This window comes from Pandoraea cepalis, from assembly GCF_902459665.1.
Taxonomy (GTDB): Bacteria; Pseudomonadota; Gammaproteobacteria; order Burkholderiales; family Burkholderiaceae; genus Pandoraea; species Pandoraea cepalis.
Genome location: NZ_CABPSL010000001.1, coordinates 308,932 through 323,458, shown reverse-complemented (window position 1 = coordinate 323,458; position 14,527 = coordinate 308,932). Strand labels below are relative to the sequence as shown.

Genomic DNA, 14,527 nt, shown 5'->3' with positions numbered 1-14,527 from the left:
TACACGGTGTGTCAGTGAGTCGCTGTCGCCAAGCCGAGATACCCCTGGTAGCCCACATACAAGCCGACCATTACGATCAGGGCGCTGGAGAAATAGGGCGCCTTGCGCGCGAACTCGCCGAAGCCGCTCCACCGTCTGGACACGTGTTTGACGCTGAGCGCGGCGAGCGTGCCGGAGGCCACCATGGTGAGCGCCAGTCCAATGCTGAAGCACAGCACCAGTCCCGCCCCCAGGGCGAACTTTTTGAGTTGAAGGCAAAGCAGCAGCACCGTAATCGACGCCGGGCATGGCACCAGTCCGCCCGTCAGACCGAACATCACGATCTGCCCGGTCGTGACGTCCCGATTCGCGAAGCGGCGTTTGATATCGTCGGCGTGCGCCCGCTCGTGGGCGTCCTGGTAGTCGTCCGAAGCCACGTCCAGGCCGCCATGCGAATGATCGTGCTCCGTGAACTCGACATCGTAGCCATGACGATGGAAGCCATGCTCCAGCAGCAGGCGCGCCGTGAACGCGTGAGGCTCCGGAATCTCTTCGACAGATTCGAGATACCCGTCACGCGGCACAAACGTGAACGTTTGCTTGGCACCTCCCGGACGCTCGGTCTCGATTCGCACGTTCTCCGCCGCCCAATCCTGGCCGTGATGTCCTTGGCGGGATAAACGAAAGCGCGGAGGCACGCCCTCCTCGAAGATCGCCAGACGGACCAGACCGTGCCCCGTATCGATGACCCGCGTCTCATCGTGATCATGGTCGTGGCTGTGGTCATGACCGTGGTGGTGGTCGTGGTGATGTTGGTCGCGCCAGGTGCGCCAGACCATCCAGCAGGCGACGGCAACGATCAGCACCGCCGAGGCGATCTGAAAGTACGGTTCGGTCGCTTGCGCGTCCCAATTCCGGCCGAGATACAAGCCGCCCAACGCCACGCCCCAAACGACCGCCGTGTGCGACACCGTCGCGGACAGGCCGAGCAACACCGCTTGCCCAATCGTGCCGCGAATAGCCACGATGAACGCGGCCATCATCGTCTTGGAATGTCCAGGCTCCAGTCCGTGGAGCGCCCCGAGCAAGATTGCGCTGGGGATGAAAAGCCACGCGTTACCCTGCTGAAGTAGGTTGGCGAAGTCGGCCATGTCGGAGAAGGTGCATAGTGTGGGTGCGCCAATATACTCCACCCCAGTATATTGGCGCCACTTTTTTCTACACGTTTCTCGCGTCGCTCCCCCTCAAGCCTTCGCAAGGGGCGGGGATTGCTCAGGCACACGGCGACGACGGGAGCGCTCTCGGCGACGTCGATGGGGACTGCGCGTCCGGCAGGCGATCACCGAACCGTCGCTGCAATTCCTCAAACGACACCAACTCACCGGCGATGGCGCTCGCGGCGACCGTCGGCGGACTGGCCAGCCAAACCTTGCCGGGTCCGGAGCGCCCTGGGAAGTTCCGATTGATGGCACTGATCGTCACCTGCTCGGCGTGCGTCGACGACCCCGGGCCACAGTTCGCACACGCGCCGCATGCGGGCTGCAACAATTCCGCCCCCACCTGCTCGAACGCTTTCAGGTAACCACGATGCTCGCAGTAGTCCCGAACGGCAACGGTGCCGAACTGCAGATACAACTTCACATGCGAGGGCACCTTCAGTCCGCGCTCCGCCGCCCATGACAGGACCGCATGGTAATAGTCGAAGTCTTCACGCTTGCCGGCGGTGCAGGATCCCCCATAGGCAATATCGAAGCGAATCGGCCCTTCGGTGACATCGGTGATCGGCACGCCGTTTCCGGGATCGCCCGGCCGCGCCACCATCGGGACGACCGCGCTGCAATCGATGCGAATGACGTCCGCATAGACCGCGCCCTCATCACTGTGCATCCAGTCTTCGATGACGAACGTCACGCCTCGGCGTTCGCGCAGGAATCGAACCGTTTCCTCGTCTGGCGCAACGATGCCTGTGAATCCGCCCAGTTCGGCGGTCATGTTCGTCAACGTAGCACGCTCGTCCGTCGACAACTGCCGGATCGCCTCTCCCGCGAACTCGAAGATCCTGCCCACGCCCGCGCCTGCCTTGATGCGGGGCGCCGCGAGCAGTTCGAGCACGATGTCCTTTGCCGTCACGCCCGCGGGAATCCGACCCACGAGATCGATGCGCAGCGACGCGGGCACCGTCAACCGCACCGCACCGGTGACCATGCTGTTGGCCATGTCAGTCGTTCCCACGCCGAACGCCACGCAACCCACCGCACCGCTATGCGGCGTATGGGAGTCCGTGCCGACCACGACCTGACCCGGCAATGCGTAACGCTCGGCCATAACGGCGTGCGAGATACCTTCGGACCCTTTCCCATGGCCCACGTCGGCGTCGCCTAGATAGCCATGATGGCGAATGCCGTACTCGCGGACGAAGTCGCGATGCGCGCTGGACAAGTGGTACACGCCGGTCATCAACCCGTTCTGGCTATGCACCGGGCTACGATTCGAATACGAGAGATGATCTTCGAAGGCGATGATCGACTGCGGCTCGTGGAGCACAGTCGGTCGTCCGAATGCCGCATGCAGCATGTGCGTGCACATGCCCGTGTAGTACTCGTGGATAAAGCGCCAGTCCGCCTTCACGAAGCCGCCGGCGCCCGGTGGCAGACCGCCATCGACATCGTCGGTCACGACGCGATGACGTAACAGGATCTTCTCCGCGAGGGTCTGCGGCCGGGGCGACGTATTCGCCATGGCGTAAGGACGAACGTCGCGCATGCGCGACTGACCGTACTTGAGCAGGCCACCGTGCCTCAGAATCGCGGCAGCGAGTGTGTCACGCGGCGCCACCAGCTCCTCGATGTCGATCGCCTCACCCCGCTGGATTCGGTCGATGAGTCCGAAGTCCGTCGACGTGAACAAGCCGACGTTGTCGGCGTTCTGTCGATAGATGCGCTCGAAGCTCTCCGCGATGACCAGGACGATGCCCGCACGACGTTCCGCGACCGGACTGTGCTCGCGCGATGAGCCTTTCCCGTAGCGTTTGCCAGCGACTGTCACGCTGAACCCGCCGTGCTTCACGCTGTCCGTGCCGATCGGTGTCCGCTCGCCGGCCTTCAGGCCGACGTAGGGATAGCGTCCCAGACGGTCGTCGTAATACGTCAGCACCGGAATCGGCGTGATCTCGTCGGTCGACACATCGTTGCGCAGCGACCCCGCCTGTGCAGGATTCAATGCACGCCCTTGAAGCTGGGCATCGATCGCGTCGGGGTCGTCGCCGAGGAAGAGAATGCGGCCTGGAATGTGAAGTTCGGTCATGCAGCGCTCCTGGTCCCGGCAATGTACCGAACACTCACGCGATCCTGAAGTGCCGATTCATGCAGGTCGCCATCCCGATTTGCGAAGGCCCCGGCTTGCGCGCGCGACGCGCCTCTGACACATAGCTGGCGCGCCTTTCCCCGCAGGTGGCAATGTTTGCCACAACGTTGGCAGGAATTGCCGCATTACGTCACTTTCGGTCTTGCCCACCGCATCCCATAATTTCCTCACGGCGCGAGCGACGCTTCGCTCCAGCGAGCCGGGTTGCCATTGCGGCGCCGGCGTACGACCGAAAGTCAGTGAGGAAATCATGAGTCATGCCACCACCACTACGCAATATGTTCAGCCGCGTAGTTCGGTAAAGCACCTTCCCGTCAATTTGTTTGCGTCAGTCATGGGTATTTCCGGACTGTCGCTTGCGTGGCGTGGCGCCCATCAGCTCTTCGGCGCCGATGTGGAGATCGCGGAGGGGATTGGCCTCATCGCCATCCTCACGTTCCTTGCCCTGGCAATCGGTTACGCCGTCAAGTGGGCGCGGTATCCCGCGGTCGTCAAAGCGGAATTCAATCATCCCGTCGCGGGCAACTTCTTCGGCACCATCACGATTGCGGTGCTGCTGCTCTCGTCCGTCGTCGGCTTCTACAGCGCAGTGCTCGGCGAAGTCGTCTGGACCCTCGGATCCATTCTGACGATCGGTCTGGCCTTCGTTATCGCGGGTCGGCTGTTCCGAGGCCAGGAGGATCCGGCCCACGCGGCGCCGGCCTGGTTGATTCCCGGCGTTGCCACACTCGATATCGCCGTGGCCGGCGGCACGATGCCGATGGCGTGGGCGCACGAGCTCAACATGTTCGCGATTGCCATCGGCACGATGATGGCGCTCGTGTTCTTCACGATGATCTTCTCGCGCGTGGTGCATCATGAACCGCTGCCGGCCGGCATGGTGCCGTCGCTGATCATCATGATGGCACCGTTCGAGGTGGGCTTCCTGGCGTACGTGAACGTCACCCACCATGTGGACATGTTTGCCGGCCTGCTCTTTTACTTCGGCCTGTTCCTGTTCATCTCGCTCTCGTTCAAGGTCTTCCGCCGGTCGATTCCCTTCGCTGCCTCGTGGTGGGCCATCAGCTTCCCGATTGCGGCGCTGTCCAATGCGGCCATCAAGTACGCGGCCTACTCGGATACCTGGGTGCTCAAGGGGCTTGCCGGCCTGATCCTGGCCTTCCTGAGCGCGGCCATCCTCGTGCTCTTCGTGCGCACGTTGCACCGCTTGTTCACGCATCGACTTCTGGTCGGCTGAAATTGCCGGCTCTGCCATGGCACCCTCTGCCCGGAGGGCGTTTTCATTTTGATCGCCCCTACGCTACATCGGTAATTCGCTATGTCTTGGATCGTGCTCAGTGTCGCTGGACTTCTGGAAATTGCTTTCGCCTTCGGGATGAAATGGTCGGTGGGGTTCAGCCGGCTCTGGCCAAGCGTTTATGCCGCCATCACAGGACTAGGCAGTATCTGGTTGTTGAACACGTCGCTCAGATCGCTTCCGGTCGGCACGGCCGTCATCGGCATGATCTTCCTCGGCGAATCGGCGTCGGTGGCGCGCGTGGTATGCATCGCACTCATTTTGTCCGGCGTCGTCGGCTTGCGCATTACGGCCGGCGCGATTGCTTAGCGTCGCGCCCGAGCGATATCGGCATGCCGTGCCGACTGGCACGGCACCAAGAGGCGGGGCGGCGCGTCAGTCGTGTGCCGCTAAGCGGCCATGCGAAAGCGTCGCCGATAGTCCACCGGGGAGACACTGAGCTTGCGCAGGAAAGCGCGCCGCAGTCCATTAGGATCGGCAAAACCCGTCAGACTCGCTACTTTCTTCAAGGGGTGTTGGGTTTCCTCCAGCAGTCTGCGTGCCGCATCGATGCGTGCGTCCTCGACGAACGATGCGGGGGTCGTGCCACATTCTTGCTTGAAGATGCGCGCGAAATTTCGCGCACTCATTCCGGCACGCTCCGCAAGCGCTTCCACCGATAGCGACTGCGACAGATTCTGAAGCACCCATTCCTGCACATCTCGGATGGTGCTCTTCTCCGACGCCTGTGCGGTCAGATACGCGCTGAACTGCGACTGCCCACCGGGGCGTTTGAGAAACATGACGAACTGACGCGCGACTTTCATGGCGACAGCTCGCCCCAGGTCCTCTTCCACAAGCGCCAATGCGAGGTCCAGACCCGCCGTTACGCCCGCCGACGTGTAGATGCCGTTGTCCCTGACGAAAATCTGGTCCGGCTGAACATCCACCTTCGGATAAAGGCGGCTCAGGCGTGCCGTGTAGTTCCAGTGCGTGGTGGCCTTGCGACCGTCGAGCAAGCCTGCGCGCGCAAGCAAGAGAGCACCCGAACATACCGATCCGATACGACGCGCCGTCTTTGCGTAACGCAATATCCATTGACGGATCGCTGCATCGTCCTCCAGCAGCTGCATCGATGGACTGCCGGCAATCAACAGCGTATCGATATCCGCGCTGCTCGTGTCCAACGTCGTATCGGGGGTGATCGTCATTCCGTTCGACGCCAGCAAAACGCCCGACGTCGTGGAGACAATTTCGAACTGATAGGTCGAAGGCGCGCCGGCCTGCCGCGCCGCTTCGTGAAAGACTTCCACCGGCCCGACAAGGTCGAGCATCTGCACGTTTGGAAAGGTGAGCACCGCAACTTTCATGGCTACGACCTGTTGTCCCAATGACATTACAGTGTAGTTGCCGCGGCCTGCGCTTGCCAGGAACTGGCCGAGAATTCATGCAGTCTGGCCGAAATGGATGAATCGTGCCGCGCCGACGTCGGCAACATTTTCCCAAGCTGCCGATGTCGCAGATGAAACGATGCGCGTTGCGGGCGTTCTGGCTGCTTGCTTATCCAAACCAAGGGCACGAGCTGCTGCTCGATGTCTATACGGGCGCCTTCGTGGGCTAGTACGCGAGTTCGATACTTGACCTCGTCGAGGTCCATATATTAGTATCGGCGCTGAAAGCTACGTACAAGCGGGTGCGAAAAACGTAGCGCCGCCTGGGAAACCAGGTCCCACCCGGAGTGGGAAGTCTGCAGAAATGTAGATAGAGAATCCCGCATGCAACGGCCACCGAGAGGTGGCCGTTGGTCTTTCTGCCTACCGGTTTCGCGCGACGCTTACGCTCGAATCGGCGTCCCCCTCTGAACGTTGCGAAGCAGCGTCCTCAGCGCAATTTTCTTCGCTTCGCGTTGACGTTTCGTCAGGCCACCTTCAAGTACGTACGCGGATTGCACTCGCAACACGAGGCGCTTCCGAGCCTTGTCCTTTTCGACTTCGAAGAACACTGCATAAAGCACGGTCTTTCCGGCATCAACATGCTCGAGGGTCACGAAGTTGGGGCGTCGGTCGTCCGCCAGCGTGATGCGGCGCACGCCCAGAGACGTCACAATCTAACGAAGCAGCCGTCGCGACAGGTTGTAGCGCTGCTCACACAGCACTCGTCGCTCTCGCTCGTCGGCGTAGATTTCATGCTCGGGGATTTCCAACGCCGGACGCGCGTCCCATCGAAAACTCTTCGTAAAACAATGGCATGAAAATAGGACAAGCACTGACACTTCGAGCCCCGGCGCCACCACCGCCTTAAAGACGAAGGGTTCAAGGTGACTCAAATCCCAGGCCCCCCCCCGAAAGACGACCGTTCCGAACGGTTGCGGCAGTTCTCGCGCCGACTTTTCGGTCCGCGTCTCGACCAACAACATTTACGTGTGCGCTCTGATTTGGAAAGTCGACAATCTTAATGCATCGGCATCCTATTCGAATGGACGTTGCATAACATTCTATTTTTTCAGAACGACGCCGGTCAGGCTACCGACACATTGAGCACGCTATCGCGTTACAAACCCACTTCCCCACGACGCAACGTTGTGAAAAAAGAGGGGAATTCAGTCAGTTTCGCGATGTCACAGACATGTCGCTGCGCAAAAAAACCGGAGCGTTATACACGTCTCCGGCTTTGTCTTTCAGGGTCACTCAGGAATCGATACCCACTTTTCGCAAAGTGGCACTCTTTAGGAAAAAGGTAGGTTTCGTAATCCTCTACACAGTCAACTCGCCCTATAGCCTGCCCTCACTCCACCGTCACCGACTTGGCCAGATTCCGCGGCTTGTCGACATCGGTGCCGCGTGCGCAGGCGGTGTGATACGCGAGCAATTGCAGCGGCACGACGTGCAGAATCGGCGACAGCTGGCCGTAGTGCTCCGGCATGCGAATCACGTGGATGCCGTCGGCGTTCGCGATCTGCGTGTCCGCGTCGGCGAAAACGTACAACTGGCCGCCACGCGCACGCACTTCCTGCATGTTCGACTTCAGCTTCTCGACCAGCGCATCGCGCGGCGCGACCGTTACCACCGGCATCTCTTCCGTCACCAGCGCCAGCGGACCATGTTTGAGTTCGCCCGCCGGATACGCCTCGGCGTGAATGTACGAGATTTCCTTGAGCTTGAGCGCGCCTTCCAACGCGATCGGGTAATGCAGCCCGCGCCCGAGGAACAGCGCATTCTCGCGACGCGCAAAGTCCTCCGCCCACGCGATGATCTGCGGCTCCAACGCCAGCACGCTATGCAGCGCCGCCGGCAGGTGTCGCAACTGCGTCAGATAGTCCGCTTCCTGAGCCGCCGTCAACCGCCCGCGCAGCTTCGCGATCGTCAGCGTCAGCAGGAACAGTGCCGTCAACTGCGTGGTGAACGCCTTCGTCGACGCCACGCCGATCTCGGTCCCCGCGCGCGTCAGGTAGTGCAGCGCCGTCTGACGCACCATCGCACTCGTGCCCACATTGCAGATCGCCAGCGTGTTCGTCATGCCCAGCGACTGCGCATGTTGCAGCGCCGCCATCGTGTCGGCCGTCTCGCCCGACTGCGAAATCGTCACCACCAGCGTCTTCGGATTCGGCACGCTGTCGCGATAGCGATACTCGCTCGCCACTTCCACTTGCGTCGGAATCTGCGCCAACGACTCCAGCCAGTACTTGGCCGTCAGGCCCGAGTAATAGCTCGTGCCGCACGCCAGAATCAGGATCGAGTCGACACTGCTCAGCACCGCTTCGGCCTTCTCGCCGAAGAGCGTCGGCGAAATGCCTTCCACGCCCTCCATCGTGTCGCCGATCGCACGCGGCTGCTCGAAGATTTCCTTCTGCATGTAGTGACGATACGGCCCCAGCTCCACCGCGCCCGTGTACGCCTGCACCGTACGCACTTCGCGCTCGACGGCCGCATCGTTACGGTCCACGATCGTCACGCCCTCGAGCGTGAGTTCGACGACATCGCCCTCTTCCAGGTAGATGAACTGATCGGTCGTGCCGGCCAGCGCCAGCGCATCCGAGGCGAGGAAGTTCTCTCCCTCACCCACGCCCACGACCAGCGGCGACCCCGCGCGCGCGCCCACCACGCGGTGCGGCTCCTGCTTGCGGAACACCGCGATGGCGTAAGCGCCGTGCAGACGGCGCGTCGCCAGACGCACCGCGTGATACAGATCGCCCGCGGCGCCGTTCGATAGCAGGTGATGCACCAGGTGCGCAATGACCTCGGTGTCGGTCTGCGACACGAATTCGTAGCCAAGACCGCGCAGCTCGTCACGCAGGCTCTCATGGTTTTCGATGATGCCGTTGTGCACCAGCGCCACGTCGTCGCGCGAGAAGATCGGATGCGCATTGTCCGTGATCGGCGCGCCATGCGTCGCCCAGCGGGTGTGGGCAATGCCCGTCTCGCCGCCCAGGTGCGTCTGCGCCAGTTGCTCATCGAGATCCGCCACGCGCGATACGCTGCGCGCACGCTGCGGCACGCCATCCTTCAATACCGCCACGCCGCACGAGTCGTAGCCGCGGTACTCCAGACGACGCAGCCCTTCGACCAACACCGGTACTACATTACGTCGCGCTACCGCGCCGACAATGCCGCACATATTCGCTTCCCTTCGTGCCAGAAATCCTGGCGCATTCGATCGGATTCAATCCGTTTTGACTCGCCGGCGCCCGCTTTGGCTTGCTTGTGCGTCGCGCGCCGGTCCATAACCGCCGATTTTACTGCTTCTGCTTGCGCGGACGGATGTAACCCGTCTTCGCTTCCTGCGTCTTGCCGTTGAGCACCAGCGAATCTTCCGGCGTATCCTTCCACACCGTGGTGCCGGCGGCGATCGTCGTGCCGCGTCGCACCGTCACCGGCGCCACGAGCTGCGTGTCCGAGCCGATGAAGACGTCGTCCTCGATCACCGTGCGATGCTTGTTCGCGCCATCGTAATTGCAAGTGATGGTGCCCGCGCCGATATTGACCCGCGCGCCCACCGTCGAGTCGCCGACGTAGGCCAGATGGTTGGCCTTCGAGCCCTTCGCGAGCGACGCATTCTTCACTTCCACGAAGTTGCCGATGTGCACTTCGTCGGCCAGATCTGCGCCCGGTCGCAGACGTGCATACGGCCCCACGTGCGCGTCGGCGCCCACCACGGCGCCGTCCAGATGACTGAACGCCTCGATGTGCGTGCCCGCGCCGATGGTGCTGTTGCGAATCACGCAGTTCGGACCGATGGTCGCGCCATCGCCAATCGTCACCCGGCCTTCGAACACGCAATTCACATCGATCGAGACGTCGGTGCCGCACGCGATCTCGCCGCGCAGGTCGAAGCGCGCCGGATCGATCAGGGTCACGCCCGCCGCCAGCAGTGCGCCCGCCGCATTGCGCTGGTAGTCACGCTCCAGCTCGGCAAGCTGCGCCTTGTCGTTCACGCCGTTGGGCTCCCACGCGAAGGCCGGCTGCGTGGTGACGACCGGCACGCCGTCCGCGACCGCACACGCGATCACGTCAGTAAGGTAGTACTCGCCTTGCGCGTTCTGATTCTTCAAACCGGCCAGCCAGCCCTTGAGTGCGCGCGTCGGCGCCACGATGATGCCGGTGTTGATTTCGCGAATGGCCAGTTCAGCCTCGTTGGCATCTTTCTGTTCGACGATGCGCAGCACGTTGCCCGCCGCGTCGCGCACGATCCGGCCATACCCGGTCGGGTTGTCCAGATCGACGGTGAGCACGCCCAGCTTCTCGCTGCCCGCAGCGTCGAGCAGCCCCTGCAAGGTCTCGGGGCGCGTGAGCGGCACGTCGCCGTAAAGCACCAGCGTCGGCACCGACTCGTCGAGCAGCGACGCCGCTTGCTGCACGGCGTGTCCGGTGCCCAACTGCTGCGCCTGCTCGGCGAAATGCACGCCGTCGCCGGCCACCGCGTCGCGCACGGCCTCGCCACCGTGACCGATCACCACGATGAGCTTGCCCGGCGTGAGCTTGCGTGCGGTCGCAATCACGTGCGACAGAAGCGGCCGGCCGGCCAGCGGCTGCAGCACCTTGGGCAGCTTCGAGCGCATGCGCTTACCCATGCCGGCGGCGAGAATCACAATATTCATGGCGTCGTGACGATTCGAGAGTGGAAATCCGTGTATCGGGGTCAGGCGGCCGCGCCGGTTCGTCCGGCAGGCTGCGTCAGGTTTCAATGCAGCGAGTGGGGTCGCTCGCGATCAGTCGTCGAATTGCGTAATACGGATGATGCCCGCGTCGTTCTCGTCGCCGCACGGCGCTTCGTCGAACGCAATATCGCCGAGCGGATCGGGCTGCCCCGTCGCACGCAGATTCTTGAAGTCATGAAGGTTCGTATCCATCAAATGCGACGGCACCACATTCGACAGCGCACTGAAAATCGATTTGATGCGCCCGGGATGCTGCTTCTCCCACAGGCGAATCAGCGACTTCATCTCGGCGCGCTTCAGGTTCGGCTGGCTGCCACACAGCGTGCACGGAATGATCGGGAACTGCTTGTACTCGGCGTAACGTTCGAGATCCGATTCGCGCACGTAGGCGAGCGGGCGGATTACCACGTTCTTGCCGTCGTCCGACTGCAGCTTCGGCGGCATGCCTTTGAGCTTGCCACCGTAGAACAAATTCAGGAAGACGGTCTCGATGATGTCGTCGCGGTGGTGGCCCAGCGCAACCTTGGTCGCGCCGAGTTCGCCCGCCACGCGATAGAGAATGCCGCGACGCAGGCGCGAGCACAGCGAGCACGTGGTCTTGCCCTCCGGCACCACGCGCTTGACGATCGAGTACGTGTCCTGGTTCTCGATGTGGAAATCCACGCCGATGGAGCGGAAGTAGTCGGGCAGCACATGCTCCGGGAAACCCGGCTGCTTCTGGTCGAGGTTGACGGCCACGATCGAGAAGTCGATCGGCGCACGCTCGCGAAGCTTGAGCAGGATGTCGAGCATGGCATAGCTGTCCTTGCCGCCGGACATGCACACCATCACACGATCGCCCTGCTCGATCATGTTGTAGTCGCCAATGGCCTGTCCCGTCAGACGGAACAGCCGCTTCTCGAGTTTGTTGTTCTCGAACGCGAGCTTCTGCGCTTTCTTCACGCTATCGGGGGCGACGGTTCCGGTCGCGACCAGCGGCGCGCTGGTCTCGGGCATGACGGCACTCATGTCAGGCATCCTTCATCTTGAACACTTCGATACCGACCGAGTGGCAATCGGGATAGACATCGGGTTTCTCGGTCGACACGCCCACGGCACGCACGCGCGGATGCGCGAGCAGCGCACTCGCGACGTCGTCGCACAGCGTTTCCTGCAGGTGGATGTGGCCCAGCCCCACGCGTTTGGCAATGGTCTCGCGCATGAAGTCGTAATCGACCACTTCGTCGAGCTTGTCCGCCAAGGGCGTGCTCTCGGCGAGCGGCACGAACAGTTGCACATTGATCAGCACGCGCTGCTCGCCACGCTTCTCGTAATCGTGCACGCCGATGTTGATGAACACTTCATAGTCGCGCAGGAACATGCGGCGGCAGTCCATCAGGCGAGGGTGAGAAAGAGCGCTATGCATTTTGAAAACTCTTAATGACAATCAACGAGACCGGTCGGCATCGGCCGGCTCGGTCAGAAATTTCACGTCACGCGACGAACTCGCGAGATGTTGCCCACCATCGACATACAACACGGTGCCGGTCACCGCAGGCGCGTCGGCCAGATACGCCACCGCCTGCGCGATGTCCTCCGGCGTCGACGATGCGCCCAACGGCGTGGCCGCATGCGCCGCAGCAAAGCCCGTCGGGGTCTGGTCGACCGACAACAGCGTCACGCCAGGCGCCACGCCGACCACGCGCAAGCGGGGCGCGAACGCCTGGGCAAGCAACGTCGTCGCCAGCGCCAGCGCGGCCTTCGACAACGTGTACGACAGGTAATCAGGGTTCGGATTCGCCAGCTTCTGATCCAGCAGATTGACGACGACGCCTCGCCCCGACTCGCCCAATGCGGCATGCATTTCGCGCGCGAGCACGAGCGGTGCACCCGCATTCACGCGCATGTGGCGCTCCAGCGCCTGATAGCCGAAATCGCCCGCGCTATCGTACTCGAAGCGCGAGGCATTGTTGACAAGGCAGGTGGGCACGCCCAGCGCCTCGCTACACCGGCCGATGAGCCCTGCCGTGGCGGCTTCGTCCGCGAGCGATGCCTGCAACGCGACCGCCCGGCGCCCCAGCGCCTCGATGGCCGCGACGGTCTCGAGCGCCTCGTCATGCGAACGCTCGTAGTGAACGGCGATGTCCCACCCCACACCGGCGAGGCGCAGCGCGATCGCGCGGCCGATCCGGCGCGCGCCGCCCGTCACGAGCGCAACACGCGGCACCGGCGGTACAGCCGGCGGGCAGGCGGCATCACCTTCGGCGGACGTAGGGCGTGGCGTCGATGCAACGGTCATGCGGCGAATTCCTGTCAGAGGGCGGTTGGGTCGATGCACTTCGGACGGCGGTGGGCTTGAATCAATGCTCGGTGCCGTCGCGCGCGACGCCCTCGCGCAGCATCCATGCAACGGACATGCATCGCAAACACTGGCGAAAACCGCGAAAAAACGACTGAAAATTGACGAAAACCGGCAAAAATTACCCAGAAATCGTCCGCAGACGCGTCAATGCCAACCAAAGCAGCCAGCCGACACTGTCTCCGCTACAATGCCCGCATGAATCAGGCCGCACCGAAACCCCATAGTTTACCCGTTCCCGAGCCGGACGCGCTCGAACACTCGCGCCGCCTCACGGCCTATCTTGCCGACGCCATCGACGCGGCCGGCGGCTGGCTGCCGTTCGATCGCTTCATGGAACTGGCGCTATATGCGCCCGGCCTCGGTTATTACGCTGCCGGTGCCGCGAAATTCGGGCGCCTGGCCGCCGACGGAAGTGACTTCGTCACCGCGCCGGAGCTCACGCCGTTCTTCGCGCGCACGCTGGCCCGCCAGATCGGTGAGATCTTCGAACAAACCGGCGACGCGCAAGTGCTGGAATTCGGCGCGGGGTCCGGACGTCTTGCGGCCGACCTGCTGCTCGCGCTCGACGCCGAAGGCACGCCCTGCGAGCGCTACTCGATCATGGAACTCTCCGGCGAGCTGCGAGCGCGCCAGCGCGAGACCATCGCCAACGCCGCGCCGCATCTGCTCGATCGCGTCACGTGGCTCGATCGGTTGCCCGACGCCTTCCACGGCGTGATGCTCGGCAACGAAGTGCTCGACGCCATGCCGGTGCGCCTATGGACACGCCGCCCGGACGACGCCGGGCAGCCGGTCTGGTTCGAACGCGGCGTAGTGCGTACGCAAGACGGTTTCGCCTGGGAAGCCCGTCGCCATACCGGCCCATTGCCGCAGGCCCTCGACGCGCTGGCCGATCTGCCGCCGACGCAGGAATATCGGACGGAGACCCACGAAGCCGCCTCGGCTTTCGTGCGCAGCGTGGCCCCCCTGCTCGCGCGCGGAGTCTTGCTGCTCGTCGACTACGGCTTCCCCGCACGCGAGTACTATCATCCGCAGCGCGCAGACGGCACCCTGATGTGCCACTACCGCCACCACGCGCACGACGATCCGTTCTATTACCCCGGCTTGCAGGACATCACGGCTCACGTGGAGTTTTCAGGGATTGCCGATGCCGGTGTCGAAGCCGGTCTCGATCTGCTGGGCTTCACCTCGCAAGCCCGATTCCTGATGAACGCCGGCATCATCGAGCTGATGAGCGCGCTCGATCCGTCCGATCCGAAGGTGTTCCTGCCGGCGGCCGCCGCCGCGCAGAAGCTGCTCTCGGAAGCCGAGATGGGCGAACTCTTCAAGGTCATCGCGTTCGGTCGCGGCATGGACGAGTGGGCGGGCCTGCTCGGCTTCGCCACCGGCGACCGCAGCCACGCCCTCTGACCCC

General features: G+C 62.9%; 12 protein-coding genes and 1 pseudogene. 3 read left to right on the top strand and 10 right to left on the bottom strand.

The genetic code is table 11. From position 1 onward, the window contains the following. Positions 1-11: 11 nt before the first annotated feature. On the bottom strand, positions 12-1,130 hold the full coding sequence (locus tag PCE31106_RS01445) for a nickel/cobalt efflux protein RcnA (protein WP_150562143.1): 1,119 nt from the start codon (positions 1,128-1,130) through the stop codon (positions 12-14). A gap of 121 nt (positions 1,131-1,251) precedes the next feature. Then, complete coding sequence (locus tag PCE31106_RS01440; protein WP_150562142.1) at positions 1,252-3,282, bottom strand: aconitase family protein; 2,031 nt, start codon at positions 3,280-3,282, stop codon at positions 1,252-1,254. 310 nt (positions 3,283-3,592) lie between these two features. Here PCE31106_RS01440 and PCE31106_RS01435 point away from each other — a divergent pair, with 310 nt between their 5' ends. Together PCE31106_RS01435 and PCE31106_RS01430 are read left to right on the top strand one after the other, a co-directional pair. Further along, entirely contained in the window at positions 3,593-4,579 is a 987-nt protein-coding gene (locus tag PCE31106_RS01435; RefSeq protein WP_174974909.1) for an SLAC1 anion channel family protein, read from the top strand. An 81-nt stretch (positions 4,580-4,660) separates the two neighbouring features. Further along, the gene (locus tag PCE31106_RS01430) at positions 4,661-4,948 is read left to right on the top strand and encodes a DMT family transporter (RefSeq protein ID WP_150562141.1); all 288 of its coding nucleotides are present in this window, start codon (positions 4,661-4,663) and stop codon (positions 4,946-4,948) included. Between the two features lie 80 nt (positions 4,949-5,028). Here PCE31106_RS01430 and PCE31106_RS01425 read toward each other — a convergent pair whose 3' ends face one another. The 8 genes and pseudogenes from PCE31106_RS01425 to PCE31106_RS01390 all read right to left on the bottom strand — a co-directional run bounded on the left by PCE31106_RS01425 (position 5,029) and on the right by PCE31106_RS01390 (position 13,050). Then, positions 5,029-5,988, bottom strand: coding sequence for a GlxA family transcriptional regulator (locus PCE31106_RS01425; RefSeq protein WP_150562140.1), 960 nt, complete (start codon positions 5,986-5,988; stop codon positions 5,029-5,031). A gap of 26 nt (positions 5,989-6,014) precedes the next feature. Beyond that, the gene (locus PCE31106_RS01420; RefSeq protein WP_150562139.1) at positions 6,015-6,275 is read right to left on the bottom strand and encodes a hypothetical protein; all 261 of its coding nucleotides are present in this window, start codon (positions 6,273-6,275) and stop codon (positions 6,015-6,017) included. Between the two features lie 177 nt (positions 6,276-6,452). Further along, positions 6,453-7,034: pseudogene (locus PCE31106_RS24675) on the bottom strand (YjaZ family protein). A gap of 368 nt (positions 7,035-7,402) precedes the next feature. After that, complete coding sequence (gene glmS / locus PCE31106_RS01410; RefSeq protein ID WP_150562137.1) at positions 7,403-9,232, bottom strand: glutamine--fructose-6-phosphate transaminase (isomerizing); 1,830 nt, start codon at positions 9,230-9,232, stop codon at positions 7,403-7,405. Positions 9,233-9,350: 118 nt separating this feature from the next. Further along, a complete protein-coding gene (gene glmU / locus PCE31106_RS01405) occupies positions 9,351-10,712 on the bottom strand; it encodes a bifunctional UDP-N-acetylglucosamine diphosphorylase/glucosamine-1-phosphate N-acetyltransferase GlmU (RefSeq protein WP_017235741.1) in 1,362 nt (453 codons plus the stop codon). Between the two features lie 111 nt (positions 10,713-10,823). Then, on the bottom strand, positions 10,824-11,768 hold the full coding sequence (gene ttcA, locus PCE31106_RS01400; RefSeq protein ID WP_051060353.1) for a tRNA 2-thiocytidine(32) synthetase TtcA: 945 nt from the start codon (positions 11,766-11,768) through the stop codon (positions 10,824-10,826). 13 nt (positions 11,769-11,781) lie between these two features. Continuing rightward, complete coding sequence (locus PCE31106_RS01395; RefSeq protein WP_026132324.1) at positions 11,782-12,177, bottom strand: dihydroneopterin aldolase; 396 nt, start codon at positions 12,175-12,177, stop codon at positions 11,782-11,784. A 21-nt stretch (positions 12,178-12,198) separates the two neighbouring features. After that, positions 12,199-13,050, bottom strand: a complete 852-nt coding sequence (locus tag PCE31106_RS01390) for an SDR family oxidoreductase (protein ID WP_254440877.1) — start codon at positions 13,048-13,050, stop codon at positions 12,199-12,201. Between the two features lie 258 nt (positions 13,051-13,308). On the opposite strand from PCE31106_RS01390, the gene PCE31106_RS01385 reads away from it, so the two are divergent. Next, positions 13,309-14,523: a class I SAM-dependent methyltransferase gene (locus tag PCE31106_RS01385; RefSeq protein WP_017235746.1), complete on the top strand. Its 1,215-nt coding sequence runs from the start codon at positions 13,309-13,311 to the stop codon at positions 14,521-14,523. Positions 14,524-14,527: the final 4 nt, after the last annotated feature.

Bases quoted from the DNA above. Each gene is read 5' to 3' on its own strand.
- PCE31106_RS01445 (WP_150562143.1), bottom strand. From the start codon at position 1,130: ATGGCCGACTTCGCCAACCTACTTCAGCAGGGTAACGCGTGGCTTTTC.
- PCE31106_RS01440 (WP_150562142.1), bottom strand. From the start codon at position 3,282: ATGACCGAACTTCACATTCCAGGCCGCATTCTCTTCCTCGGCGACGAC.
- PCE31106_RS01435 (WP_174974909.1), top strand. From the start codon at position 3,593: ATGAGTCATGCCACCACCACTACGCAATATGTTCAGCCGCGTAGTTCG.
- PCE31106_RS01430 (WP_150562141.1), top strand. From the start codon at position 4,661: ATGTCTTGGATCGTGCTCAGTGTCGCTGGACTTCTGGAAATTGCTTTC.
- PCE31106_RS01425 (WP_150562140.1), bottom strand. From the start codon at position 5,988: ATGAAAGTTGCGGTGCTCACCTTTCCAAACGTGCAGATGCTCGACCTT.
- PCE31106_RS01420 (WP_150562139.1), bottom strand. From the start codon at position 6,275: ATGGACCTCGACGAGGTCAAGTATCGAACTCGCGTACTAGCCCACGAA.
- glmS (WP_150562137.1), bottom strand. From the start codon at position 9,232: ATGTGCGGCATTGTCGGCGCGGTAGCGCGACGTAATGTAGTACCGGTG.
- glmU (WP_017235741.1), bottom strand. From the start codon at position 10,712: ATGAATATTGTGATTCTCGCCGCCGGCATGGGTAAGCGCATGCGCTCG.
- ttcA (WP_051060353.1), bottom strand. From the start codon at position 11,768: ATGCCCGAGACCAGCGCGCCGCTGGTCGCGACCGGAACCGTCGCCCCC.
- PCE31106_RS01395 (WP_026132324.1), bottom strand. From the start codon at position 12,177: ATGCATAGCGCTCTTTCTCACCCTCGCCTGATGGACTGCCGCCGCATG.
- PCE31106_RS01390 (WP_254440877.1), bottom strand. From the start codon at position 13,050: ATGACCGTTGCATCGACGCCACGCCCTACGTCCGCCGAAGGTGATGCC.
- PCE31106_RS01385 (WP_017235746.1), top strand. From the start codon at position 13,309: ATGAATCAGGCCGCACCGAAACCCCATAGTTTACCCGTTCCCGAGCCG.